Origin of the sequence: Ruminiclostridium papyrosolvens DSM 2782, assembly GCF_029318685.1 — a bacterium.
Lineage (GTDB): Bacteria > Bacillota > Clostridia > Acetivibrionales > DSM-1351 > Ruminiclostridium > Ruminiclostridium papyrosolvens.
Genome location: NZ_CP119677.1, coordinates 2,020,507 through 2,045,897, shown reverse-complemented (window position 1 = coordinate 2,045,897; position 25,391 = coordinate 2,020,507). Strand labels below are relative to the sequence as shown.

General features: G+C 36.7%; 26 protein-coding genes. 2 read left to right on the top strand and 24 right to left on the bottom strand.

Features of this window, described 5'->3' with window-relative positions:
* Positions 1–61 precede the first annotated feature (61 nt).
* Positions 62–352 carry a hypothetical protein gene (locus P0092_RS09565; protein ID WP_004620188.1) on the top strand — a complete coding sequence of 97 codons (291 nt, stop codon included), beginning with the start codon at positions 62–64 and terminating at the stop codon, positions 350–352.
* A 529-nt stretch (positions 353–881) separates the two neighbouring features.
* On the opposite strand, the gene P0092_RS09560 is transcribed toward P0092_RS09565, so the two are convergent.
* From P0092_RS09560 to P0092_RS09535, 6 genes are all read right to left on the bottom strand, one after another.
* Complete coding sequence (locus P0092_RS09560; protein ID WP_004620184.1) at positions 882–1,055, bottom strand: hypothetical protein; 174 nt, start codon at positions 1,053–1,055, stop codon at positions 882–884.
* Between the two features lies 1 nt (position 1,056).
* The gene (locus tag P0092_RS09555; protein WP_004620183.1) at positions 1,057–1,761 is read right to left on the bottom strand and encodes a D-alanyl-D-alanine carboxypeptidase family protein; all 705 of its coding nucleotides are present in this window, start codon (positions 1,759–1,761) and stop codon (positions 1,057–1,059) included.
* Positions 1,754–2,158 (bottom strand): phage holin family protein, encoded by a 405-nt coding sequence (locus tag P0092_RS09550; RefSeq protein ID WP_004620182.1) that lies wholly within the window; start codon positions 2,156–2,158, stop codon positions 1,754–1,756. Before P0092_RS09550 ends, P0092_RS09555 begins: the two co-directional genes overlap by 8 nt.
* A gap of 92 nt (positions 2,159–2,250) precedes the next feature.
* A complete protein-coding gene (locus tag P0092_RS09545) occupies positions 2,251–8,247 on the bottom strand; it encodes a kinetochore Spc7 family protein (protein ID WP_004620181.1) in 5,997 nt (1,998 codons plus the stop codon).
* A gap of 4 nt (positions 8,248–8,251) precedes the next feature.
* Positions 8,252–9,517, bottom strand: a complete 1,266-nt coding sequence (locus P0092_RS09540; RefSeq protein WP_004620180.1) for a hypothetical protein — start codon at positions 9,515–9,517, stop codon at positions 8,252–8,254.
* Positions 9,518–9,712: 195 nt separating this feature from the next.
* Positions 9,713–10,468, bottom strand: a complete 756-nt coding sequence (locus P0092_RS09535; protein ID WP_004620179.1) for a BRO-N domain-containing protein — start codon at positions 10,466–10,468, stop codon at positions 9,713–9,715.
* Positions 10,469–10,682: 214 nt separating this feature from the next.
* Here P0092_RS09535 and P0092_RS09530 point away from each other — a divergent pair, with 214 nt between their 5' ends.
* Entirely contained in the window at positions 10,683–11,366 is a 684-nt protein-coding gene (locus P0092_RS09530) for a copper amine oxidase N-terminal domain-containing protein (protein ID WP_004620178.1), read from the top strand.
* 25 nt (positions 11,367–11,391) lie between these two features.
* On the opposite strand, the gene P0092_RS09525 is transcribed toward P0092_RS09530, so the two are convergent.
* The 18 genes from P0092_RS09525 to P0092_RS09440 all read right to left on the bottom strand — a co-directional run bounded on the left by P0092_RS09525 (position 11,392) and on the right by P0092_RS09440 (position 25,390).
* Positions 11,392–12,405, bottom strand: a complete 1,014-nt coding sequence (locus P0092_RS09525) for a Kelch repeat-containing protein (protein WP_004620177.1) — start codon at positions 12,403–12,405, stop codon at positions 11,392–11,394.
* Entirely contained in the window at positions 12,406–13,182 is a 777-nt protein-coding gene (locus P0092_RS09520; RefSeq protein ID WP_004620176.1) for a hypothetical protein, read from the bottom strand.
* Between the two features lie 12 nt (positions 13,183–13,194).
* Complete coding sequence (locus tag P0092_RS09515; RefSeq protein WP_004620175.1) at positions 13,195–14,565, bottom strand: hypothetical protein; 1,371 nt, start codon at positions 14,563–14,565, stop codon at positions 13,195–13,197.
* 14 nt (positions 14,566–14,579) lie between these two features.
* A complete protein-coding gene (locus P0092_RS09510; protein ID WP_004620174.1) occupies positions 14,580–15,161 on the bottom strand; it encodes a phage adaptor protein in 582 nt (193 codons plus the stop codon).
* Positions 15,162–15,163: 2 nt separating this feature from the next.
* Positions 15,164–15,445 (bottom strand): hypothetical protein, encoded by a 282-nt coding sequence (locus tag P0092_RS09505; protein ID WP_004620173.1) that lies wholly within the window; start codon positions 15,443–15,445, stop codon positions 15,164–15,166.
* Between the two features lie 10 nt (positions 15,446–15,455).
* Complete coding sequence (locus P0092_RS09500) at positions 15,456–16,058, bottom strand: hypothetical protein (protein ID WP_004620172.1); 603 nt, start codon at positions 16,056–16,058, stop codon at positions 15,456–15,458.
* Positions 16,059–16,073: 15 nt separating this feature from the next.
* A complete protein-coding gene (locus tag P0092_RS09495) occupies positions 16,074–16,661 on the bottom strand; it encodes a BppU family phage baseplate upper protein (RefSeq protein ID WP_004620171.1) in 588 nt (195 codons plus the stop codon).
* 12 nt (positions 16,662–16,673) lie between these two features.
* On the bottom strand, positions 16,674–17,213 hold the full coding sequence (locus P0092_RS09490) for a hypothetical protein (protein ID WP_004620170.1): 540 nt from the start codon (positions 17,211–17,213) through the stop codon (positions 16,674–16,676).
* 21 nt (positions 17,214–17,234) lie between these two features.
* Positions 17,235–17,663 carry a hypothetical protein gene (locus P0092_RS09485; RefSeq protein WP_004620169.1) on the bottom strand — a complete coding sequence of 143 codons (429 nt, stop codon included), beginning with the start codon at positions 17,661–17,663 and terminating at the stop codon, positions 17,235–17,237.
* A gap of 75 nt (positions 17,664–17,738) precedes the next feature.
* Positions 17,739–18,923: a phage major capsid protein gene (locus P0092_RS09480; RefSeq protein ID WP_004620168.1), complete on the bottom strand. Its 1,185-nt coding sequence runs from the start codon at positions 18,921–18,923 to the stop codon at positions 17,739–17,741.
* Between the two features lie 19 nt (positions 18,924–18,942).
* Positions 18,943–19,983, bottom strand: a complete 1,041-nt coding sequence (locus P0092_RS09475; RefSeq protein WP_004620167.1) for a hypothetical protein — start codon at positions 19,981–19,983, stop codon at positions 18,943–18,945.
* Positions 19,984–20,094: 111 nt separating this feature from the next.
* The gene (locus P0092_RS09470) at positions 20,095–22,077 is read right to left on the bottom strand and encodes a portal protein (RefSeq protein ID WP_004620166.1); all 1,983 of its coding nucleotides are present in this window, start codon (positions 22,075–22,077) and stop codon (positions 20,095–20,097) included.
* Between the two features lies 1 nt (position 22,078).
* Positions 22,079–22,267 (bottom strand): hypothetical protein, encoded by a 189-nt coding sequence (locus P0092_RS09465; RefSeq protein ID WP_040759018.1) that lies wholly within the window; start codon positions 22,265–22,267, stop codon positions 22,079–22,081.
* A gap of 6 nt (positions 22,268–22,273) precedes the next feature.
* Complete coding sequence (locus P0092_RS09460) at positions 22,274–22,591, bottom strand: hypothetical protein (RefSeq protein ID WP_004620165.1); 318 nt, start codon at positions 22,589–22,591, stop codon at positions 22,274–22,276.
* Complete coding sequence (locus P0092_RS09455) at positions 22,575–23,063, bottom strand: hypothetical protein (protein WP_004620164.1); 489 nt, start codon at positions 23,061–23,063, stop codon at positions 22,575–22,577. Before P0092_RS09455 ends, P0092_RS09460 begins: the two co-directional genes overlap by 17 nt.
* 14 nt (positions 23,064–23,077) lie before the next feature.
* Positions 23,078–24,430: a terminase large subunit domain-containing protein gene (locus P0092_RS09450; RefSeq protein WP_276187223.1), complete on the bottom strand. Its 1,353-nt coding sequence runs from the start codon at positions 24,428–24,430 to the stop codon at positions 23,078–23,080.
* Positions 24,431–24,562, bottom strand: a complete 132-nt coding sequence (locus tag P0092_RS09445; protein WP_276187176.1) for a hypothetical protein — start codon at positions 24,560–24,562, stop codon at positions 24,431–24,433. It lies immediately after the preceding gene.
* Between the two features lie 369 nt (positions 24,563–24,931).
* Positions 24,932–25,390 (bottom strand): DUF2829 domain-containing protein, encoded by a 459-nt coding sequence (locus tag P0092_RS09440; protein WP_004620161.1) that lies wholly within the window; start codon positions 25,388–25,390, stop codon positions 24,932–24,934.
* Position 25,391: the final 1 nt, after the last annotated feature.

The window sequence follows — 25,391 nt, the reverse complement described above, 5'->3', positions numbered from 1 at the left end:
ATAATTTCAAAGTATAGTCATATAATATTATCAAACACATGTTCGATTAAGGAGGTTTTGTATGCCATTTGGGTTTGAACAGAGACAATGGGAGGATAGTAGTCAAAATGATTCACTTACAACCGAAGGTAAAGAGTTTTTGGAAGTAGATGCAGTAATAAAAACAAACGGGCAAGTTATTCCTACTGCATTTGTATGGGAAGGTCGAAGAATAAAAATTAATAAAGTAATTAAAAGTTGTAGTGGCAGCTCTTTAAAGAATGGATTTACAGGAATCAGATATGAATGTATAGCAGGACGTACACGGTTTTATCTATACTTCACGGGAAAGCAGTGGTACATTAATCATTAAAATAGGATTGTATTATTTTGTAATACATTGTATAATTTGATTATAAACATAAAAAAATGTTTCGTGAGAGAAGTCATCCAAAAGGAGCGTGGTCTATGGGCTAACGCTCCTTTTGGTGTTAGTATATTATTTTTTACAAAATACGGGCTTCGGCTCGTTTTTTGTTTGTATATATTGCAATTATTTTCCATAAGTGATAATATATAGAACAGGCGAAAGAAAATGTCAATCACGCCTCATTGACTGTTTATGAGATGTCACAAAGTAAACCTCACTTTATCTCATAAGCTATCAAAAGGAGGTGATATTATATGGAGATATTTCTTAGAGTGGTATATTATACCCTTGGAATTGTAATGTATACTGTGACCCTATACGTTACATATAAAAAAGAAAAGAATGCCAATAATGGACATTCTTAATCGCCGAGTAAGAGAGTGGTTTATATAAACTGCTCTCTTGCTTTATATTATATTATATACCACTTTCCGGAAAAGTAAACACATTTTATTAAAAATATATTAGTACGCTACTTTTTATCCGTAAGTTTTACAGCAAAAAAGAAAGATACAGCCATAGTAGCCAATGGTGTAATTTCTTTTGCTTCTAATTTTCCTGTAGCTATAAACCCGATTAAGGCACCAACCAGAATAAAGGTTACGATTGTTTTAACATCTATGAGCTTTGCAATTTTTTCTTTCATATTATGTACGACCTCCCATCATTTTTACTATGTTCATAGTATAATCCCCCAAGTGAGGTACTTCGCTCAATTTTTTAGTCCACATGCCCGGATTAGACATGCAAGCTTTTATAACAGATTCAGGGTTATCAAATTTATTTCCAAGTATCTCCTGACACACTTGCAACATTTCTTTTGCCTTTGCTTTTGTCACAGGCCCCACGATTCCATCATCTTTTAACCCTGTCATAGCTTGAAATTCTTTTACGTTCATATCATTTTCACCTGTTCCTCTCAATACACTGTCTCTGATTGCTTCTTTTTGTAACTGGCTAAGTCCACGGGTTTCTATTAGCTCGACATGCCACGGTTCGTATGACATGGGCTTAATAAGACCATATTTCTTCAATTCTGAATTACTAAGTTTATTGAACCACTCATCAGTAATATCCATAGCTATACAAAAGCAATGATTTGATTTACCAAAAGGTGCTGCCCAACACTTGCCATCAGGAGTATATACCGCACCATTTGACAATTGATATCCACCTTGACTTTTTCTCTGAGCCAACGACTGAGCATTAATCACTTTTTGCTTTGCCAAACTCCTGTAACCAGAGGTACATAAACAGTTTTTGCCTTTTGCAGCACACAAGACATTTACTGCTGTAATAAGTTTGTGGTACACGTATGATTCGTCCGAGTACTTGAATTTAACACTATACACTTTTCTTCCCCCCTTCCTTTAGTTGAATTAAAGCTTCTTTGATTTTTTTGGGTATAGGTAATCCCAACTGGGCACAGTTTTCAACAATGCTTAACCCTTCATTGGCAATATAAAAATAACAAACTAAAGTTCTGAATACCCATTGTCCACTTCCTGACAGCCTGTCTAATGAAACAGCTACAATCAAGACTATAAATATTACCGCTTTACGTGCCAATCCTTTAAGTCCAATATTGCTACTAAGTTTTTTAAGTACGTATCCTTTGATAAGCCCTGTACAATAGTCAAGTGCCATAAAAGTGACTAGTACAGATATTGCTATATCCCAAGTTCCAAATAACCATGTAAAAATTGTTGCGACCAATGCTACTATAGAATTAACACTGAATTTATCCATATATTTGTCCTCCCAGAGATGTTTTATTATCTTAAAACTAACACTTCATATACCTTTGAATAGTCAAAAAAGAAGAGCTTATTTCTAAGCTCTTACCTCCCCAGTTTCTTATTTCTTTCATTAAGCCCTTCAATATATCTTGGGTCATCGTTCGGAATATTTCTCAAAATCTTTTTACGTGCTATTTCCATTTCCCTGTTCATAAATCGGTAAACGTATTCAGCTTTTGCATAGTCTGTTTTGAGACTATTAAATGCATCATTATCTTTAAGAGTATCCAATCTTGCCATGGTTGACTTTCCTGCATCCTTCTGGAACTGAACAATTTCATCTTTTGTAAGATTTATTTTAATACCGTTTTTAGTAACACTTTTTTCAACTTGCCTTGGAGCTATTTTAGTTTCTCCGGTATTGGCATAAATATCAATTAAAAGCTTCATACCATCAGTTGGTTTATACCTTGAAACAAATGCAGGATTAAGAAATACATTTAAAGGAGAATTTGTGTCACCGCTGTATACTTGCTTGACTTCACCTGTTTCGTCTATCTTCTCAGGAAGTTTCTTGGACAATCCGGGAAGTCTGTTTGCAATCATATTTAATAAAGTCTTATTAAAATTATCTCCGGAAGTATCACGGGTGGTATTATCTGTTAGCTGTCTCAACTGATTATTAAAGGTTCCCGTAAACCCGGTAATCATGTTTTGAGCAGAATATTGAACTGCATCGCCGATATCCTTTTTCTGCATGAATCTGGTTATACCTGTGAATCCTCCCTGTTCTCCTATGGTGTCCATCATTCCACTTACTCCTGCTCCGGCAGTATCCAAAATCCCAGTAGCTGTTAACCTTTTCTTATTACGAATATCCTTACTCATGTTGGCACCAAATGCAAAAGACATAGCTACAGGTTGTATCCAATCATATGTATATATAAAATCTCCATCTTTGGGTTTTGCTTCTTTTTTATCAAATCCAGAAATTATATACCTAAACAAAGCACTTGTATTTATACGGTATTTCCCAAGGCCTATCTTCCTTTGTAAATCCTCCATTTCGTAATCATCTTCTCCACCGCTAATAATTCCCAGGGATTCAAGCAATGCACCCATCAGGGTAAAGCCTGCTGTTCCAAATACGGCTCTGGATATACTTTCAGTAATTGCCTTACTGTTTACAGGTTCTCCCCTTCTTTTAGCTGATATAGCGTTGTGTACGTCCATAGCACTCATTACAAATCCGGCAGGAGAAAATTCAAGCGACCTTTGGAGCATGACACCCAACGTCCGGCCATACTTCAACATAACATCACCCATTCCAAATTCATGGGTTTTCATACCTCGCTTATTAACCTTATTCCCTGTACCGGCTTTATTCATCCAAGCTTTAAGCTCCCCAAGTGCATCACCTATTCCACTTACACTGTCCTGAAAAGTTATCCTTCGTCCATATTCTTTAGCTGCCTCAAAAGCTGTTTTGTCCATATTTTTAAGATAATCCGCAGCATAGGTTTTAAGTTCTTTACCTTTTAAGCCCATATTCAAGCCTGCAACATATGCGGATTCTCCGGCCATATCCCTTAAACCTCTCATGTATGCAGCATAATCAAATCCCCTAAGAGTAACATTGAGACTCTTTTCCATCCACTTGAATGGGTTTATGTTTGACTTAAATGTGTTTGAAGAAGTTGTCAAATGCTTAACGTCCTTATCTGCTTCAAACCCATAGAGATTATATCCTTTCCATGCTGCCTTTGTAGCTTTTAATAAATCTTTAGCGAACCTCCATCTGCCTTCCGTATCCCTAAATAAATCAGTTCCCTTCTTGAATGTTATTTCTCTTTGTCCGGTTACAAAGGATTTACCCCAATCTATAAAGCCCATTATATTTCTTGCAGCACGTTCTGACCTGTAGGCTCCTTCGTTTCCTAATATGTTTCTGGTTGCCGTTTTAAGATTCAAGAGCTGCATTATAGCTTGTACTGTAGATACCTTCTTAGACCAACTTGCAGGCACAATGTTCTTTAAGTCCGTGAGTATACGGGTTTCAATTTCTTCCCTCTGTACAAAGTTATTAAAACCTTGCTTTGGTAACTTTGCCAGTTGTTCTGTCTCTGATATAAGCTTTTCCATAGCTCCATCAGTAAGACTTGGTAATCCCATTTTTTCAGCGATAATCTCTCTCAGTCTTGGATTGTTGAAATATCCTTTATCGTAGTAATCAAGAAGTTTATCATAAAAGGCCTTTTTCTTAATCTCTCTTTTGGAGAATACATTAGCTATACTGTCCTTCTTCTTCTCAAGAACCCTGTCAAATTCATCACTTATGGCATTTACAACAAGCTTCAAATCAGTATCGTTTATGTCTAACTTCTCGCTGACTTCCTTTAAAAGTTTAACTTTATTTAATTGTTCATTCTCAACACTACTTAAAGCAACCTTTCCAAAATCAATACCGGATTTTGCAACAATCTTTTTAGCTTCAGCACTTAATTTTTTAAAAGCTTTGTTGGCATAAGTTTCATGTTTGAATGCTCCCAAGTTTGACAGCTGCCTTACAGTTCTAAGCCTGTCAACCTCCTGCGGTGGTTTTTCATTAAAAATACTAGCAAGAATAGATTCTCTTTTTGCCTTTGTCAGTACATGCATACGGTTACGGACATATTTTTCAAGTGTAGCAGCATCCTGCTTATTAAGTCCGGCACGTTCCACCATTTCATTAACCATATTTGAAATAGTTTTTTCTCCAACCTTGTAGTAGTTCTTAACAATATCATCAAGACTTGTTTTCGTTTCTTTGACAGTTCCTTCGCCATTACTTGATTTCAGAGAGGAAACGTATCTACCTATTGCAGCATCTAAGGTTTTTACGGAAAAAGTAGGTTTGATACCCTTTTCAAAGTAGTCCGATAACATTTTGAATTGCTCCGTACCTTCGTATTTAGCCTTTAAACCTTCCTTTGCTTTAAGCCATATATTTCTATACTGCTCCCTATTTTGAATAGCCTGTGCCATGAAATTTAACGGCTCGTCCTTCTGTGTAACTCTCTCAGGTAAAGGAGATTCTTTGGCTACATTAAATAGCTCATTAACCATGTCATTAACAAAATCGTGTTCTTTGGCTTTTGGTTCTTTTAATGTACTTTCAATTTTCACCATTAGAAGTTCTGCAGGATCCATATCGTCAATATCTTTCTGTGATATCCCATTTGGATTGTCCTTACCTTCTATAGCTTGCTTTTTAGCACGTGATTTTCGCTCTAACTCCTTGGCTTTTTTTACGGCATCTTTTGCAACTTCTCCGGTATCGTCCTGAATATTATCAAGTTCATCTTTTAGCCTTTTGGCTTTATTGTCTATCTCTTTGTTATCCGCTGGTGTCCTCGATTCATCAACAATTTTTTTAGCCTGTAAGAGAGTGTTTTCCGGGGTGAATCGTTTGAACATATTCATTGCCTGTAATGCCTGTGCTGTCGGTGTTACCCTTTCTCTTACTATCTGCAACCAATTGTCAAGTTCTGAAAAATCCCCGGTATCTTTTGCCTGTTCAATAAATATCTTTTCGATTATCAAGGCTTCGGCTGTGTCTGTACCACTTTGCAACGACTTCTGACTTTTTAATCTATTTATTACTTCCGGCATATCCTTGTTGATGTTTATTACTGCCTGTTCAAGTTGACCGGCATTACTTTCCATATCGTACAGGTAATTTAATTCATCTAAAGTACTCTTAACATTTTCAGGGACAATATAGGATTTCAGCACACTGTTTTTATAAAAATCACTTACTGCCTGTTCACCTGTAAGAGCCTTACTTGAATTTTGAGCGAATAGCTGAAGGTTTATTCTAACCTTTTCAATGTCATTTTCAAGTGCCTTAATTTCATCATTGGTTGTGGCCTTTGCTTTCTTTGCTATTAATTCATCAAGCAAACCCTTTAATGTATCGTATTTTTTTTCGTCAGGTGTTTTCTGCTGCTTTGAATTATTGATAGTATTCTTCACAGGTTCATTTACTACAGAAACGGGTTGGGGTTCCTGAACATTTTCAGGCACTGTTGACTTTACTAGATTATTATTTATATCTGGAATCGGTAAATCTTCATCCTCCTGTATTGGTACTGTGTAGTTTGTACCTTCAAGTTTGTTTTTAATGTCAATATAATCTTGAACTGGTGGAATATTCCCGGCTACAACCGAATCAAATCCTTTAGTGAGCATATCATCAATAACTAATTCAATCCTTTTTGCAGCTGCAACATTTTCCTGTCCTTGATTCACAACTAACTTCTCAAGTCCTGTTTTAATGTCCTTTGGTGTAAGACCTGTATCTTCTCTAAGCATTTTCATTACTTTAGTATCACGATTAAGATTTTTGTTAGGAACAAATTCATTATCAAGTATGTATTTTGCGTAGTCTTGATAAAAAGGCTTAACTTCCGGATTATCAAATTGATATGCTTTAACATTCTTTTTGCTTATTAAGGCATCTTTCCCGGCAGTACTATAACCACGTTCTGTAAGGGTGACACCATTTGAAGTCGGTTGATTCTCTGCTTGCACTTGATTTATAGGGCTTGTTTCAGGAGCTTGGATATTGTTGTTTGCAACGGATGATTCAACCGGGGTAATAACGGATTGTGTATTGGCTCTTACCGTCGACTGTTCGACTGTTGGTATAGTTTGGGCAGCAGGTTCTATGTTATTTACTGTCCCTACAGACACCGGGGTTTCAATAGTTGGCTGAGCTACGGACGTTATTTCCTGTACAGGGTATAAAATATCGGTATTTTGTACGACTGGTGTAACTGGTTGTGTTGATTGTATCCTTTTAAATTCCTCCTGTTCATCCAGATTAGCAAGCTGATTTACCTTATTTGTCGCATAATCCTGTACATCTGCCTTTACTTTATCAACATAAGCGGTTTGCTCCGGCACAGACATTTCAGAAACAGGAACAGTTATATTTTTACTCTCGTAAGTATCTGGTAATGTCTGAGCGATTTCCTGTGCCTTTTGAGGGGTTGAACTGTCACGGGTATTGTAAATATCAACAACTGTAGAAGGCAAACCCAAAACACCTGCCAGAGCAGCACCCGTTGTAAATGAATTAACCAAATCTCCTGCACTTGCAGGCTTTGCATTTTCATTATATGTAATTTTCTGTGCTAAAGGGTCTAAAGCTGTTGACACTACTTCTTCGATACCTTCTCCGGCTGCTCCTACCGCCCTATTTGCCAGAGTTTTTACAATCTTGTTGTCGATAGGTTCTATAATTCTTTTAATAGCATTATCCGCAACACCCGATTTATTTAAGAAGGGAATTGCACTGAACATTTTTTCAGTTCCTGCCTCAATCCCTCCAGATAATGCACCGTAAGCCAGTGCTTGCTGTGGTGTAGCTCCTTCAAGTTCTGCTTTTCTTGCGGAATTACCGCCGGATGATATCCCAATTGAAGCAAGTTTCGCTACGGGAAGTACCATTGATGGCAGCATATTTCCGACTGATTCAACCATATCTGTAGCAGTTTTCTTAAAACCCGAAACATCTTTTAATCCGCTATAGTTCTGGATATTTTCAAGTCGCTTATCACCACTTACCGCAATCTTATCAAGTTCCGGGGTTTCTATTCCAGTTGCTTTCAAGACAGCTCTGGGAGCATTATTTAAACCAGTAAGAAATTCTGTCGTTCCTTTTTCAAGTGCTGCTTGAAACGGGTTCATACCCTTATATACTTCTTCATCCGACTTTATATGAGCCTTACCACCAATAATATCCTTAGTTATAGAACCCAAGTTACTAGAAAAAAGGCTTTTTACATTATCAATGAAAGAAGGTTTAACCGTTGTATTTGTTTCAGGAGATTTAACAGCAGCCATTTTCCCCAAATCATCAAGCATAAAATTCTTAATATCCTGGTCTTTTTTTAATAAATCTACAGTCGGCTTTATTGTCTCTACTGGCTTTGACGGTTTAGCTTTCAATTCTTCACGCATTTTTATAACATCATCTGCCGTATAAGCTTGACGATATGTATTTGCTGAACCTTCTCTTAAATTTTTTATATCATCGGCTGTATACCTTGCCATGTTATCACACTCCTAAGTCAGACAGTAATCTTGCTATTTCTGCATCTGTCAGCGGTAATCCCAACGCCCATTGCTTAACTTGGTCTGGAGAATACAATTTCTTGTATGAACCGGTATAAGTATCATATGTCGCTTTATCCAACATACCTCTACCTATTGTGTTGTAATCCTTATATGCCAGACTATTTTTGCTGCCTAGTGTTGCTGCCGGGTCAGTAGAAATAGTATAACCGCCGTTTTTATTTTTTGTTGCAGTCATGCCGGCCGACTTTAATTTCAACTGGTTATCAAAACTATCAGGATTATTGTCGGACTTATATTTATCCCTTTCTAGTTGCAACTGTCCCTGTTGTACGCTTAACTGTCCTTGCTGCATTGCATTTTGAACTAGTGCCTGCCTTTCGGCAAAGCTTTGCTTTCTTTCGTCAAAAGCATAGCTCTTATTAAATTGCCTTTGATTTTCAGAGAAATTCTTGTCAAACTGTCTTACGTTTTCGTCAAATTGTTTTTGGCTAAATCCGTTCTGCCAGTTCTGTTGTTTTACGTCCTGATTAAAGTTCCTGTTATCGGCATAGCGACTATACCCGGTATTATCTATTCCCAAAAGTGCGTTGACTTGGTTATAGTTATTTGTCCTATCATCCATAAACCGCTGATATGCTTTGTCCATGTATGTAGATTCAGCATCACCAATTTTATTCAAGTACTGTGTATTTGCACCTTGGGCTATTTGTTCAGCGACACTATTTGTTGATACTCCCGGAATACTTGCTCCTGCTACAGAATTGGTATATGCTTTTTGTCCTGCATCTATCATTTGTCCTTTGTACTTTTGAAACTGTTCATCTTTAGTAGGGTCGTAGTTAAATGAACTTGTATTAATTGATTTAAGCAACGAAGCGATTTCAGGTGTAAGTGTTGATGTATACCCACCTTCACTTAATGTACTTCCTAATGCTTTTTCCATTGCAGACGGAATTTTTACATAATCCGTACCGCTTGCACCTCCGCTGAAATCATGCTTTGCACGTATTTGTTCCGCATCAGCGTGAGCCTTCTGTCTATCTTTGTCGGTCGTAGCATTTCCATACCTTATTTGAGCATCCGTTATTGCTGCTTCTTCCTCAGGAGTCAAGTTTACATATGCCTTTTGCATTGCTGACAGCCCGGTTGGAGCAGTAGTTTTTTTGGGAGTTTGTGGATTACTCACAGTAGAAGTAACGGCTTTTTTTGCGGTAGTTATATTATTCGTGTTGGTTAGTACTGCCATATTTAGCCCTCCTTAAAACATAAATTAAGCTACTGTCATTGTTACACAGTAGCTTGTAATGTTTGGTCAAATATGTTCAATTTAGTTATTTATGTTTTCCATATATATAAGCTTGGTTCTGGTATCCAACCTTTGTTTGTTTTTAGGATTCCTTTTTAAATACAACCCTTCCAAGAGTAGATTTATTTATCCCATTTAAGCCGACTTCTCAAATTTTTTAATGATGTCAGAAATATCTATACCGTGGTGCCTTGCAGATGCAGTCGCTGTAGCAAGACATGCCTGTAATTCATCATCATCTATCATGTCCAATGTTCTGGGACCAGTCTTTTTCCCAGTAGAATTTCTCCAATTCGTAATCCTTGAATTAAGGCATATTCCATGTGAGTAAAGAAGCTCCTTTTTAAACTCTTTCCAAGCTACGTCATAGCCAATGTTACTCCCTATCTTTTTGACAATAGCTTCAATAACCTTCCTGTCTGCCCAAGTAAGTTTTTCCTGTGACAACAACTTATTTTCTGTTTGAAGAAGTTTCTTTTCTTCACGCTCTTTTTTAAGCTGTGTTATTACCTCTATCATTAAATCAGGATTATCTAACAATTCATCCTTAGCATACATGCCATGTTTACGGATAGATTCAATTACTTCCCATACCCAATCCATAAAAGCATCTGCTTTTGGCTGTCTACTGAAACGGCATATTTCGTTTAAACCTTTGTGGCTATAAATATACGTTTCTTGTATTCCTGAAGGTGTACTCAATTTGACTACAGCTGAAAATTTATCAATCCTATCTGCGTTTCTTTCGTGAATATTTGCAATAGCTATTCTTGGCGTACCATACTCCAAGGCTTGGCCTATCTGTTCTCTGGTAAACCACATTTCGCCATTTTCATCCTTCCATACGTCACATTGAACTGAACCAAAGCTTTCTGACTTAATTAATTGCATCTATTTTCCTCCCATTATTTTCTTGTGGATTATTTCACTTATCCACAACCTCCCTGTTGATAATTCTGTGGATAACTTTATTATAAGTCCTATTTTATCCATTAGCAAGTATGACGTTTATACTTTAAAAATTTTATAAGACTGTTTATTTAGTAACACTTATGGGATATAATGTAATTAGAGGTATATTTTTTATATGTAAGGAGAAATGAGTATGAAAAAATTTATATTGGGCTTTATAATGGGTGCAGTGCTAATGTGTGCAATACCCTCTTTGGCTAAAACCGATACAGTTCAGGCAATATTCAACGGGGTAAAAGTTGTTATAAATGGTGAGAAAGTATCATTTGCAAATGGTGAAGAACCAGTAACAATAAACAGCAGAACCTACGTTCCTGCCAAATATGTTGCTGAAGCTTTAGGAGCTAAAGTTCAATGGGATGGAAAAACCAGTACTGTTAATATTTCTGACAATACTGCGGTACCTTCTCCCGGTACATCTACAAATGGCAGCCAAACCAATACCGAAGCTCCTATAATTCCAAAGACCTCTAAAGATGATATTATTCCGAATGATAATATGGATAGGCATACTAAGTTGTTTGGTAAATTAAACCTATGTGAGGAAAAAACTTCTGATGGTTTATATGTTTACACTTATAAAAATAATCCTCAGAAATTTGTTTTATCAAATGATATACTTTCAAAATACCATTCAATTAGGTTTAAAACAGCAGATGGTACGATTCCACAAAAATATATTCTTGCTTTAAAACGTACATCTGACAAGAAAGAGTTAATTTACGAAGTTGAATACCTTTATATAAATGATTTAGAATATTTTACACTTGATTATTACGAAAACACAATGTTACCAATAATTAAAGCAGAGGGTTAATCCCCCTGCTTTTTGTTTTTAAAGGTTATTTCCAAGTTCCGTTAATTCTGATATTTGGTGTTATACTATTTTTCCAAGCAGTATTTGTTTTTAAATATGGTACTGGTTCTTTCCAAACACCTGATGAGCGTAAAAATATTATGTTTGGATTTCCGCTTGAACCATACATTAGTATTGTTTTTCCTTTTATTGCAAACAAACTTGTTGTAGAATAGTTGTGCAATTCTGTAATAATATTTGTAGTGTCTACAAAGCTCCAAGTATTTGTCTGTAAGTTTAATTGCATTAAGCAACTGTTCTGTTCATTAATGGCAAATAACCCATTGACACAAGACAAATACGAGGCTCCGTATGTATCATAATAACGAGGTAGTGTTGGTCTTATGGATTGTTGCCACGTTTCTGTCACCAAATCAAAAATAAATAAAAAGATATAAAACAAAAAGTATAGTTTGCCATTGTATTCTATTGGTTTTTCATTGTTACCGTAATATTGGGAGTACGTACCAGTCGGAAGGGTTAATGTTACCCATGTATTTGTAAGAACATCATACCTATAAGTTCCATTAATATTAAACAAATAAATATAATTGTTCCATACGTGCAGGTATCTAAAATTAGACGTGTTCCCCATATCTGGTTTTGAAAGACTAACCCATGAGTTATTTTGAAGCTTGCAAAATCTGTCTATCCCATTACTATTAAAATAAAAAAACGAGTAAATAATACCATTCACGATAACTGACGCTTTATGATCAAGAGGAAGTCCACTATTTGGTGTTACATCACCTGTGTTTATATCATAATAATAGCTATTGTAGTCATATCCCCAAATGTAAATTCTATCGTTGTCGTAGGCCATTATATAAGATTTGTTCCATGATAAAGGAATCAATGTCCACGTATTTGTGTTAAGGTCATATTGATACCAAGTGCTGTTATTTGATGTTGCGAATATCTTTGTTTCGATAGAAAAAGCACTATCATTATATATATTTAATCCTCCGGGATATTCAGTTAACGGGGTAAGTCCTGACATTTAGCCCACCACCTTAAAATATATATCGCCTTCCTTGCCATCCACAGGAGGTTCACCGGTTCCATATGTAATTTGGTGATATGGTGAACCGTTTATCAATATGCCACTCTCTCCGAGTTTAATTGACAAAGTTTCATTTGATGAAGTTATATAATCTATTGACATTCCTGTATCGTCCTTATACATGAAAGCTTTTTGTTCATCACCTGTCCCGTTACCTTCTCCCCATACTATTTTAGGGTAACTGGTAGCCGTGTTTTCATCAAAGAAAATCTTTAATCGTTCAGACGTTTTGTATTGATATACCATTACTGGATTGTCTGTTACCTCTGTAGTTATTTCCTGTTCTCCCGAAGTCTTATTTATAGTCCAGTACAATGGGTCGCCATCCTCGTTTTTATACTGTGCCTTTGGCTGAGTATCATCTCTTACACCTTTTTTGAAAACAATATACTGGTCTTTTATATCTATGTAATTCATTACTGCCGGGTCAGTCAGAATATTACTTGAAAGCAGTCTGTTAACTGTGAGCCTCGCTATATCTCCTAAATCTGCATACAGGTTCTGAGTAATTATTGTATTGGTTACAACTAAATCAGCCTTTATATAGTCGGCTATGAGTTTTTTGATAAATCTTGAATCAACGTTATCCTCGTCCAAGTTCTCAAGAAGAAATTCCATTTCCTTTCTCATCTTGTTGTACGCATCATAAAGATTCTGAATTGACTTTTTATCGTCCTTGTCCAATGAAACCCGTGGTAAAAATACTAATGCCATAATAAAATCCTCCTATTCAATATCACTTTTTACAATAATTTCTCTTATAATTGAGTATACTTTGCATTTGCCATTGCCTGCCAATTTCAGTTGAAACCAAAATGCATGTCTTGGAATTTCATATGTAGTGAAATAATGATACCCTGATTGAGTATCGGTTCCTAAAGGTCTGTAATTGCTGCCATCTGTTTTTATGAATACTGACATATCAGAACCGGATTCCAATTCAACCTCGATTTTTATCTTACTTGTAGCCTTCATGCCGAGGTACTGCTCCGTAAACCTATCTGTTTCTACTTGCCATGCAACCGTTTCATCGTAATCCGAATTACCAGATAACTTCATAATAGAGTTTGTAGTAAGGGCATATAGTGCATTGTTTGATACACAAAAATCAAAAATACGAAGATTTGAATCTTCCTGATACCAGTAGCCAAGTAGGGTGTCATAAACATATAACGGGTATGTTGGTTGATTGTTTGCACTTGAAGAAAAATTAATATAATACTTATGATTGAATGCTATTCCCACTCCCGGATAGTTTTCAACTTTTTCTTGAAGCTGTAGTGAAATAGGTTGTGGGAAAGAACCACCATAAACACTTATACCTTTTCGGTCAAGCATAAAAACCCTTCCGTCTATTTCTGCCATACTCTTATGTGATATACAACCACTTGAGTTAGTTACAAGTCTAGGAATATAGTTTGTTGGTTTATTCCCATAGAGTTCAAATACGGTGGTACTTGTTGTAAATACCATATGATTTTCAAGGGGCTTAATCCCAGTTAATTCCCCGTAAGTCTTATCAATCTCAAAATAAATACTATCAGATTCCTCTACTGGATTACTGAACTTTGTCCATGTAAACGGGTCTTTAAATTTACTTCCATAAACGCCGTTCCCACCTACTCCCCATACTCTGTTATTAAAAACACATGCCCATTTAATATCAGGGCATGAACCTGCTGCCGGATATGTACCACTACCCAATGAATTTATTGTCTCTGAGTTTATATCAAAATATTTTTTATCAGGGAAAATTAGTACATAGTTTCCAAACTCACACATACTTTTAGTCCCATTTATTACTGTACTGGGAAACCCTATCCCGTCATAAAAAAAAGTGCTGCCTATAGTCCAACAAAACTTGCCATTGCTTAATGCAATCATATTACAAGCATCTTTATTTGGATTGTACAGCCAATTATACAGATACCTTGGAGGTCTTGGAGAAATACAGGTGGGATAGTCTGAACATACGTTCACCATGCTCCTGAGTTCGCCTTTTTCTATATGTGGCATCCTATTCAGTCCCTTAAATGTGATTACATCTGTATTCTCAGAAAGAATTTTGGATTTTGATTTTAATTTTGGAGTATCCATAAGTTTACACCGCCTTATGCCTTTCTATTTGTGTGTCTCTCGTTATACCATGCTGTATATTCAGCCTTTGATGTATTGTACAGAGTTATCATATTATTGAAGGTTTCAGTATCCTCCTTAAATAGGCCTATCTTTGCAGACAGGTACTCATAATACATCTTGTCATGAGGTGAATCTACAAACACTGTATCGAATAGAGATGTATGTTTTACATATGGCTTGAGATATACTATTGTTAGGTTTGTTTCGCCCGTCTCGTCACTATCATTAGGGACAGGGTATATTCTTACCTTGGATGATGTTGAACCTTTTAAAAAGCCCGTGGTGTCTTTGTATGATTCATCTATTTTTTGTAGACTTTCATCATTAACATATACCTGGTCAATATAATCAAAGACCACCCCATCAGGAAGGTTATATTCTGACTGGCCTTCGACTAATGCGAAATCAACACTTGTTTTTTCTTTGTATATTTCATAATGAATTGAGCCGTCAACCTCATTCACAAACTGTATAATTGTTTGGTCATTTACTATAATGGAATCTGGTTTAATGCTTTGAAGGAATATTTTTATTTCATTAATGGTTTGTGGCACTTTTAAACGCTCCCTTCTCCCAATGCAATATCATAAGTGTACTCCGACTTTACAGTTATCCCGTCATTTTCGTAATACGTTAAGCTATAGTTCTGATATACACCATCTACTGGATTTAAAAATCTTATCTGAAGATATTTCCTTCCATCGCCACGCTTATAATCAATCACGGTTGTAAATCCGTTTTCGTCAGGCTCGGAAGGTACACCCTCCCAAACAATTAAATTTCCTTTATGTATTACATCAAATTCGTTGAACTTAAATTCTCTTCCAAATAGTTTCAATAGAACTCACCTACCCTATTACAACTACTTTGAACTGGTTTTCAGTGGGAGCTTGTGCAAAGGTTACTGTTATATTGTTAGCATCAACTATTGTAATATCTGTAAACACTACATCGTATGGGGCTTGATTAGACCTAAGAGATGTATTTACATCAAGGGTATTCAGATTATGAGTCACATTAAATTGTGTTGCCGTCCCGTCACCAATTGCTTGAGTATATTTATTAGTTTTTTGAGTTATCAGCGTTTGTAGATTGCTGTCAGCAGTTTCCCACTGTGCCTTTAAATTTGCAATAAAATCCGTAATGCTCCCGTCAGTATCATCATCCAATACATTTTTTATATTTTGGATTTCAGTGTTAAGTTGGTCAGTAATAGTTGATGTTATAAAGCCACTATCATTTTCTAAGTCACTGACTTTAGTCGGAATTGTGCCGGTTCCTGTTCCACCAAGATTAATCCATCCACTACCATTCCACCCGTAGAATTTCGAGTCAGCAGTATTAAAATATACTATACCGCTTAAAGGTGATGAAGGCCCTGTTGCAAGATTTTGAAGTCTGACATTCTGTAATTCATTTTTATTAAGATTAAGATTTGTTAATACAAGCATTTCTCTGTCCTCCATTTAATTTAAATAAGCCTTGCCTGAAAATTCAGCCTGAAATTTGATTTCTATTGTCTGCATGTCTATGTATGTAATGTCACCTAAAACCGTATTGTCAGCAGAATCTACCACAATGACACTACATTTTTTATTTAAGGTATGGTGTACTGTCCAAATTTTCGCCGGAACTACTTGTGTATGGGTATAGTTTGTAATTTCATTTATGGGGTATTCAGTCTCGCTGTCCAACATATTCTCAACATTAAATGAGTTCACAACCCGGTACGTAAAGTTCTTTGTTGTAATCTTGTCCAAACCCTCATATATTTCTACGGTACCTATAACTAATCCGCACTTTTCAAGCTCTGTAGTCCCAATGCTATAAACTAATTTATCTACGACAACAGTAGGGCTACTTTGTACAATCTGTCCGTCCGGCCGTTTTAGTAATATTTTAAATGCGTAGTCAGATAATTTAACTTTCTGCCCATTATTTGTAATAGTAAAACTAATTTTATTAAGCGTATCCCCTCTTACAAACTCCATAAATTCGAACTTTAACCGGGTTTTGATATCAAGTGCTATGTAGTACACTTTTTCAATTTCCATAAGCCTTCCCCCTTAGCGGAATCTTGGAGCTTTTATCTGTCTATATCTATTTGATACTTTCCTGATGCTGCTATTGGCTAATGCTGCAAGCTCTGTAAACTCTGACATTAATTCTTTGTAATTATCTTTATCAACTTTTTTAACCATTTGGGCTGCTATGTAAATAGGAATACATCTTTCGTATACCGGATTTAATTCAAAATCTTCATTCAAACTAGCAATTTGAGTGTTTAAAATATATTCTCTTACCGTATATGTGCCACGCCAATAGAACTGAATGTATTTTCCGTCTATTATTTTGAAGTTTCTTATATTAAATCCTTCAGGAGACAGTACCTGATTTATACCTGTGCAGTTATTTAAAAGAGGAAACTTATTGTTTATATCCTCACAAACAATAGTTTGCTCCTGCGTGGCTTTAGCAGTATCATATAAGTCGCTTAAATCACTAAGGCATTTATTATAATGTTTAATAAAATCCTTATCAGAAATCGGCATTCCTGCTTCATATGATGCTTTGTTTAAAATTTCTCTTAATGGATTTAATGTCATTTTTATAATCTCCTCCTAAACTTATGCCCATTTTGTAGAATAGGCTGCACTGTCAATTTCTCCGTCAACTCCATGCCTTAAAGCATAATGATACATTTCTCTAGTTTTCCATGATGTTTCATCCTGAATTTTATTATTTCTGTCACGTTCTATTTTTTCGTTGTGAGCTATCATTTCAGCACGTATTATCTTAGCTCTGGCTGATGAAGTCTCTAATGTTTTTGTTACTGCTCTTTCGTCAAGCTCTTCATATGGGAATGTCAAACAATACGAACCGTCTATTTGTTCTGAATGGTGAAGTTCAAACCTCTGTGTATCCGGATTAAATACAACAAAGTATCCACTGTCAATTTCACGTAACCTGTCAACAATCCCATAAACGTCATTTTCAACAAGTATACATTGTGGTTCTACATCACCACGATTTTTGAAATAAGTTAAATCAAACATCAAATTACCTCCAAAAATAAAATCAGGGAAGGGAAGTTTAATTTTCCCTCCCCTTTAATGGGAATACATTTTTAATTAACCGCCTGTAACAGTAATACCGGACATTTTGAAATTAGCTCCGGGATGGTCGCAAATCAGTTCAGCATATTTGATAAGAGAAGCAGTATACTTTGCATATCCTTTAATCAACGTTATGATTGCTCCTTTATCATCTTCCATCCAGTTCCAATCATCTAACTGATGCAGTTTCCATTCATTTGAGGTTAAGCCGTGAGCTTCGCCATCCTTTATAAACCTGTCTGATGTCAGAGGAATACCATTTACACTCAAAGACTTGAATCCACCCTGTAAGTCAACAACATTGACTTGTCTTTGCATAGTTTCCAAGTATTCATAGTATTCTTCGTATACAGCAGGAGCAGTTGCAATGAAATCAACATTACCTCCGGCATAATCTCTCACCTGTCTCATAGCTGTTACAAACTTTCTGCTTGTCAAAGTGCCGACATTTTCAAAAAGCTGAGGGACAAGCCAACTGTAACTAGCTTTTTCAAGGCCATAGAGAGAGCCTACCTTTGCAAATACTTTGCCAAGTCCAGTCATTTCTTTATCTTTAGAACCCTGTTCATACACACTTACAGTTGATGCAGTTGTAACCGTTGCTGTTCCTTCGAGAGTAATGGTTTTATTAGCTCTATCAATGGACTTGATACGTCTTTTAGATCCGTTTGTTATTTCTGCTCCTGTTGAATTGGTTATTAAATCAACTATCATACCTTCTACAAGATACTGAGTACTTGCTACCTCTACCGTTAACGAATCGGTGGTAGTACCACAGCGTGTAAGCTCACCAGTTCCGTCACCATAATACTGTCTTCCTGCTGAGAACTGGCAAGACTTTTTAAGTCCGTCCATATTTGAAGTTAAAAGATTTTCAAAAGCAGCTACGTTGGAAATAGATGATTTCCAAGCTTTATCTGTAATTTCCAAAGTACCGGCCAGAGTTTTTAACTCACTTCTGAAATTCTCTCTTTTATTAGAGCCACTCATCGGCAAAGGGTCATTTTCATTTATAGAACCTGTTCCACCGTTAAGTCCATACGGTACACATTTTACGACTGTTCCCGTAGTCTCAATATCTGTAGTAGTTGATTCAATCTTCTGTGCTACCGCTGCCAAGCTTACATTAATCTGTTCGCTTACCATAGGAAGGTATACCGTCTTAAAAACCTGATTTATTGATTCCGTTGTGATTGGCATATTATTTCACTCCTTTTAGTTATCCACCAAAATTTCCACCTAATATTGCCCGTGCTCTAGCTCTAAATTCATCTGTGTTCTTAGGCTTTTCAACTGGTGTAGCAATAGGTTGACCGCCTGTTGATGCTATGGAAACTGGTGGTTGTCCTTGCTGCATTTTTTCGGCCTGAGCTTTTATAACACGGTTAACAATATCTGGATTGCTAAGTATGTTCTGAGTTACAAAATCTTCATCTTGAAGGTAGCTTGTTGGGTCTACCTGTTGCGGAGGTTGGTAATTCTGTTGTCTTGCAGCTATGTAAGCATCTTTTAAAACAATATCTGGATTGTCACTATCCCCAAGGCCATTGTCATTAATGTACTGAATAATGGACTGTTCATTGTCTGCATAATCTGGAACACTGCTTCGAAACTGTTTTAAAGCGTTACCCCAACTGTCAACTTTCATTTGATTCTTTACAAAGTCAATGATGGGTGCCAATTCCTTATCGATTACCGACTTTGCCACCCCACCTAAAACCTGTTGAGGTTTTTCGTAAAGCGAATCCAAGAAAGCCTGTGGGTCAATAGTTTGTTCCTGCTGCTGTGTTTGAGGCTGTGAAGTTTGCTGTTGCTGCTGATACTGTTCAATAGCCTGTTTTAACTGTGAATTTTCCTGACTCAATCTTGTTGCCCAAGCCTGAACATCTTTATAACGCTTTTCAGGTACTACAGGTTCGTTCCCTGTTCCAGTACTTGGTTCCCCGGTTCCACTTGATGGTGGAGTGTCGGTATTCTGTGCAGGAGTTTGTGAAGCAGACTGCGCAGATTGTGAGGGCTGTTGATTTTGTGTACCATCTGTAGGAGCCGATGCTTGATTTCCCTCACCTGTTGGCTGCTGAACTTGATTTGTTGGTTGATTGTTATCGGACGCACTATTTAGTATTGCTGCAATTCTTTGACTAACATTAAGAGCAGCGTGTCCATCTTCTGGATTCTGGCTCTGATTGCTAGGTTCAGCAAAAAGCTGATAATTGAGTATTAGGTCATGTGTGCGTGTGTCGATATTTTTTTCTTTCATGTTATACCTCCGCAATAAATTTCTTGTTTTCAGAGTAAAACAAAGTAAATGTGCGGATGGTCAAAAAGAAAAAGCACTCATTATTTTGAGTACTTTTATGGAAAGAATATCTTACTGAGCCTGTTGTAATTGCTGTCCTTGTTGTATTGCTATGAGCTGCTGCACTTTTTGTTGTGCTAATGCTTCATGTTCGGCTACATGTTGATTAAAGGCTTGTGCCAATTCCGGCTGAGTTGCTTCAAATTCCTCAAAATCTACATCAAGCCTCCACCTGTTATGCTCCTGAATATGTAGGTCGTGCATATCATATTCTTTAACTTGAATAGGTTTTCCCTGTTTAATAAACATGTTTTCTCTTAATGCCCTACTGACATGTGCATCTTCTATGTCGTCAACATTCTCCCAGTCACCCATTTGCAATTGATTAATAACTTTATTTCTTATTTTTGGGTCTGTATCATTTGAAAATAATTTGTATTGTAGTAAGTCAAGAACCATTTGTCTACGCTGTGCCGGGGTCTGACTGAGTTCGTCTTCTTTTTCGATAATGATATCATCGGAAGTAAGGTCGCTTGCCTGCCATTCGATTATTTGCACTTCATCATTTTTCCCTACATGTCTCAGGAGCCTTGGAGTCTTTGCAAATTGCCGATACATTCTCAAGTCAATTTTATAACTGGCTATAGCAGCAATATTGATATTCTCAGCGGTAAGCCCTATTCTTGTATCGTCTGATTCCTTGATTTTTTCCAGTGTAGCACCGCTATTACTCCCGGTAGGGGGCAGGCTCTGTGAAGCAAATGGAGATACTCCACTGATTGTTGTAAATTCGTCTAATAACCTTTGTTCCTCAACATCAAAATCTGTTATTGAAGAACGGTTTTGTATTTCTTGCGGTGGTTTTCCTCCCCGTGAGTAGAAATGTATTTTCCCAGGGTAGAAACCTTCTTCCTCTAAATCATCAACATCTACATTTCCATCATCCTCTACAGCCCAATTTCCTATTGCTTTACGGTTTAATATATCCTTTTTTCTATTCTTTAAAGCATTAAAACTTCTTTGAATAGGTATTAGTCTTTCAATGATACTAACAGGCCAGAATCGTCCGGGTGTTTCAACACAAACTTGCATCACCAAGGGAAATCCATATTTGCCATCGTTTCCAACCCGATATATAAACTCACCATAATGAAGTAAATTATCTCCGGCCATGATTATGTGTAAGCCTTTTGGATGCCGTCTATTTGGTAGTTCCATGTACTCAATAACAATTTCAGCCTTTTCTATCTTTGTTGATTTGAACTGAGATACCACGGAATTACGGTTAAATCCACCTACACCAACATTTGTTTGGTCAAGGGTAAATACATCTACTTCTCTGCCTTTTACTCTTACGCCCCACCTATCATATATACTATTAACCTTAATGGCTTTTGCTCTTATTATGCTTTCGCAGCCTGTAATCCCCTGTGAAAAAGAACTGTCCGGAAATATTTCAAATGCAGTAATAACATCTTTTTCAAGATTACCTTCGTGTATTATATTGCCGTTTTCATCGTAAAACAGAGGCCTTCCCTCACCAGATTCCCATCTGTCACCATAAAAAACACAACCGCACAATTCGCTCCACGCCGTGGCAGTAGCCCTTTTTTTCTGCATGTCTTGGTCTTTGTCAACACCTTCAAGTATACATTTACTCATTTTAGCGGCAGCCTGAGATTTTGTTGAAGAATTTGCAGGAATAACATGAGGGGAAGGAGCAATTTTACAGAGCTTTGCTAGTCTGGTTTCATAAATAGGGGCTATATGGTTGTATATTTCCCTTTCCTCCCATTCAAAATCCCTACTAATTTGCGATACTTCACCGGCTGTAAGATTAATATCGCAATATTGGTTGTTATTTAGGAAGTTCATGTTAAGAATCCATTGGAGTTCAAAAGGTCTTCTATCTTCTTGCCTCCGCTTAAATTCTTTTTTAAGAAAAGATACAACTTCTTCAACTTCAACTGTATTATAATAGCTATTTTCAGTTAATTTATCGTCAATAGGATTTTTATTACTGAATAGGTCTTTGAAATAGTCTAATAATTTCAAGTTATTCCCTCCTTCCATCATGGTTTTTTCTGATTGCACATTTCACTGACTTATGCTTTATTGGCTTTTGATTATACTCCGTAAGGTCATTTGCCATAATGCGGTTATACAGGTCTTTACGTTCTATCCTGTGAGTTATATTTTGTACTAAGATTACAACACACAAAAATACTATGATGATTGTCTGCATGGCTTATCACCCCGTTATGTCCGAAATAGCATTAATGGCAAGGTCGCAGTTATATGATTGTTTAGGTTTGTTCTTATCATCAAGCCTTGAATAATTGCTGACACTCTTTACCTCACATTCGACTACTAGTACAACCTTATCCCCAACTGTAAGTTTTGGAATTGATGTAAATTCCTTATCGTCCAAGTATAGGGTGGGTCGTGGGTCGGATGAATAAACAATTGGGTCACCTTTACTCTTACTCTTTTTTGGTTCTTCAATTTTATCAACCTTTACAGATTTACCTTTTATCTGTTTAAGTGCTTTTTCAATTGCTGTCTCCATTTGCGTTCTTCCCTTCATTGGAATTTACCGGGCTTTCTTCCGTTTTAGAGTCGGTTTTCTTGTCTTCAACGGTTTCCGCTTTCTTTTTAAGAGACTTGTTTTCTTTTTTAAGTTTCTCGTTCTCAGATTCAAGTTCACCCAACTTTTCCTTGAATAAGTCAGCTGAAGCTTTTGCAGATTCAAATTCTGCCTTAATCTGTTCAAGTCCATCAGCTTGTTTTTGCAACTCTTCGTTTTGGGAAGTTAATTCATCAATTCTAGCTTGGAGTTCTTCCGGATTGATTCGCTTTGTTTCTCCATCAGAAGAAAAGAACTGATTTATAACCTCTGCCATTTCAAGTAAGGTGTCCTTACAGTATAACTGTGTAAATGCCGGGTGTTCGTTTTCTTCACCAATTGTGTATACGTCAAGATTCTTGCAGCTTCTTACTTGACATTTGTGTTTGTGCGGAAACTTTTTAATTTCTAACATGGGTTTATTCCTCCTTATCGCCTCTGGCGTTTTAATTTTTTTAATGCTTTTTCCTTATGCTTTTGAAGCTCGGTTTTTTCGCTCGGTAATGGTCTGGTTTTTTTGGAATGGTGCGATAATATTCCGTAAAATGCACCATCTAACTGGTGGTCGTCTTTATCTAAATACTTTTCATTATCCTTTGGGTCTTTAATTGCATCCGGTAATTTCTCAATTAATACCTTGCAGTTTTTTGATATATGCCATTTAGCTGTCATTTTCCCAATATTCTCATCAAAATAAGGTTTTAAATATTCGTGTGCAACTATAGTTCTTAGCTTACGGTCCGTAGCAGTTGGGACAAAGCCGTATAGACCTCCCTCGTTGTAAAATTCCTCAATACTCTTTGCATCTAACCTTTCATTCGAAAAGAAAGCATCATGTCCAATAACTGTATATAGTATTTTTTCTGGTTCTAATAATCCCGTTTCTTCGTTTAGGTATGTTGACCGGGAAACAACTTCCGCAGCTTGGTCTTTATATGCTACCTTGGGGTCTTTCTCACTACGGGTGTATTCACGATATGTCCATACATGTCCATGTTCGTCTATAGCGTGCCAATAAAAAGCAAATGGGTCGTCATACCCATTATCAGCAGACCGCCATCGTTTCCAGTGTTTAGGAATTTGCCCATTCTTAAACGTCTTTTCTGGGTCATAAGTGTGTATATCCGGGTCAAATTCAGGAAATGCTTGGTCGTCAAATATATCCCATGAGCCTTCTAGCAAGGCATCCCTTTCACGTTCAGGTAACTGCATAAGGTTTGTTATGTAGTTTGGGTCCTTCTCCATTAAGAATATGTTGTCGTACACTTTTGCCGGAATGTAGCATCGTGTTATATACCTATCAACGCCGTTTTTATCCTTGCCAACATAATCTGTGAATATCTCGTTTTCATTTTCAACCCCGATTCTAAACCTTTTTTTAAGGAACTTATGTCCTATGCCTCCCGGATTTGTTGATATTTTCATTTGTTTTGGATAACCGTTGGCACCACGAATACGGGATTTCATATACGTGATTCTTGCTTCATCCATATGCGTACCTTCATCAATTCGGATAATGTCATATTCCGCAGATTGATATTTAGACACATCTGTATAGCTTTCCAAGTACCCGAATTCAATTGTGCTGCCATTCAGGTGATACCATCTATGTTCCCCGGCATTATACTGAAATTGGTCGCTAGGGTACATTGTCAAGGAAGTCATTATTAACGAACGTTCAAGCTCTGGAAATGTTTCACGCAGTATCAACTGCTTACTTCCGGGGTGGTTGATAGCAAAAATCATAGCATCAACCAACTGAACAAAACTTTTTCCGCCCAGTTAACCCCCGGCAGCTCCACCATATAAAACTTCGTCTGCTTCACAATTAACAAAAATTCCTTGCTTTTCAGTTAATGTAATAATTGTTTCCTTTTGTTTTTGCCCTGGTGTTGGTTTTCTTTGTTTAGCCACCGGATGAACCACCCCCCATATTCTTCTGCTGATTACTCAGAAGCCAGATTTCATATTTACATACTGCAACAAATCAGCAATACGAATGGTCAAAAAAAAGAGCCTACCCGAAGGTAAGCTCATGAATAGGAGGTATATAGTGTGAATATTGAAGTCAATTGTAGGATATCAGACAGGATATGTTCAGATGGTCAAAATATAAAAAACAACACCGAGTATCCGTCCCGGTGCTGTTAGTCCCTTGAGTATGTAGTTTTTATTTACTCTTCTGACAATTACGACATCTTTGTTTCATTGTAATTCTGCTGTATACTTCAAGCATTGCAACGCTAATAATAAAAGCTAATACGTTTGTCAACATAAGTCCTCCTATTCTACTATAACCCAATCTTCACTAAATACATCTACTTGTGCCGGTTGCCAAGGAAGTTTTCTGATTCCTTCTGAGCAGTCAGGTATTGTCATGTAAAGATAAGGGAATGTCATTTTGCTGTGTTCATCAGGAATTTGCGCTTGTAAACACATTCCTTTACCGTTCCAACCTTTACGGGCTACCTTTTTACCATTTTTCATATTCCTGATTGCTTCACCAAATGTGAATGTCTGGATATTCAGGTCTGTAGGTATCTCTCCGACTACTTCCCATTCATCACTACAGATATTGGTTAAAGTAAAAAGCATTTCTTCGCTTTCTCTTATATCTAGTATCCTTCCGTCCTTGCAATACATCTTGATTGTGCCGTCTTGCCATTTCCAGTAACCTTTCCAACTTGGAAGTTTTACTGCCATTCCTTGTTTCATTGCTTCAAATGCTTGTTTAAAAATCATG

Bases quoted from the DNA above. Each gene is read 5' to 3' on its own strand.
- P0092_RS09455 (WP_004620164.1), bottom strand. From the start codon at position 23,063: ATGTTAGAAATTAAAAAGTTTCCGCACAAACACAAATGTCAAGTAAGA.
- P0092_RS09535 (WP_004620179.1), bottom strand. From the start codon at position 10,468: ATGCAATTAATTAAGTCAGAAAGCTTTGGTTCAGTTCAATGTGACGTA.
- P0092_RS09560 (WP_004620184.1), bottom strand. From the start codon at position 1,055: ATGAAAGAAAAAATTGCAAAGCTCATAGATGTTAAAACAATCGTAACC.
- P0092_RS09485 (WP_004620169.1), bottom strand. From the start codon at position 17,663: ATGTTTGATTTAACTTATTTCAAAAATCGTGGTGATGTAGAACCACAA.
- P0092_RS09530 (WP_004620178.1), top strand. From the start codon at position 10,683: ATGAAAAAATTTATATTGGGCTTTATAATGGGTGCAGTGCTAATGTGT.
- P0092_RS09475 (WP_004620167.1), bottom strand. From the start codon at position 19,983: ATGAAAGAAAAAAATATCGACACACGCACACATGACCTAATACTCAAT.
- P0092_RS09490 (WP_004620170.1), bottom strand. From the start codon at position 17,213: ATGACATTAAATCCATTAAGAGAAATTTTAAACAAAGCATCATATGAA.
- P0092_RS09520 (WP_004620176.1), bottom strand. From the start codon at position 13,182: ATGGCATTAGTATTTTTACCACGGGTTTCATTGGACAAGGACGATAAA.
- P0092_RS09550 (WP_004620182.1), bottom strand. From the start codon at position 2,158: ATGGATAAATTCAGTGTTAATTCTATAGTAGCATTGGTCGCAACAATT.
- P0092_RS09500 (WP_004620172.1), bottom strand. From the start codon at position 16,058: ATGCTTGTATTAACAAATCTTAATCTTAATAAAAATGAATTACAGAAT.
- P0092_RS09515 (WP_004620175.1), bottom strand. From the start codon at position 14,565: ATGGATACTCCAAAATTAAAATCAAAATCCAAAATTCTTTCTGAGAAT.
- P0092_RS09440 (WP_004620161.1), bottom strand. From the start codon at position 25,390: ATGATTTTTAAACAAGCATTTGAAGCAATGAAACAAGGAATGGCAGTA.
- P0092_RS09540 (WP_004620180.1), bottom strand. From the start codon at position 9,517: ATGGCAGTACTAACCAACACGAATAATATAACTACCGCAAAAAAAGCC.
- P0092_RS09480 (WP_004620168.1), bottom strand. From the start codon at position 18,923: ATGCCAATCACAACGGAATCAATAAATCAGGTTTTTAAGACGGTATAC.
- P0092_RS09465 (WP_040759018.1), bottom strand. From the start codon at position 22,267: ATGCAGACAATCATCATAGTATTTTTGTGTGTTGTAATCTTAGTACAA.
- P0092_RS09460 (WP_004620165.1), bottom strand. From the start codon at position 22,591: ATGGAGACAGCAATTGAAAAAGCACTTAAACAGATAAAAGGTAAATCT.
- P0092_RS09545 (WP_004620181.1), bottom strand. From the start codon at position 8,247: ATGGCAAGGTATACAGCCGATGATATAAAAAATTTAAGAGAAGGTTCA.
- P0092_RS09565 (WP_004620188.1), top strand. From the start codon at position 62: ATGCCATTTGGGTTTGAACAGAGACAATGGGAGGATAGTAGTCAAAAT.
- P0092_RS09495 (WP_004620171.1), bottom strand. From the start codon at position 16,661: ATGGAAATTGAAAAAGTGTACTACATAGCACTTGATATCAAAACCCGG.
- P0092_RS09525 (WP_004620177.1), bottom strand. From the start codon at position 12,405: ATGTCAGGACTTACCCCGTTAACTGAATATCCCGGAGGATTAAATATA.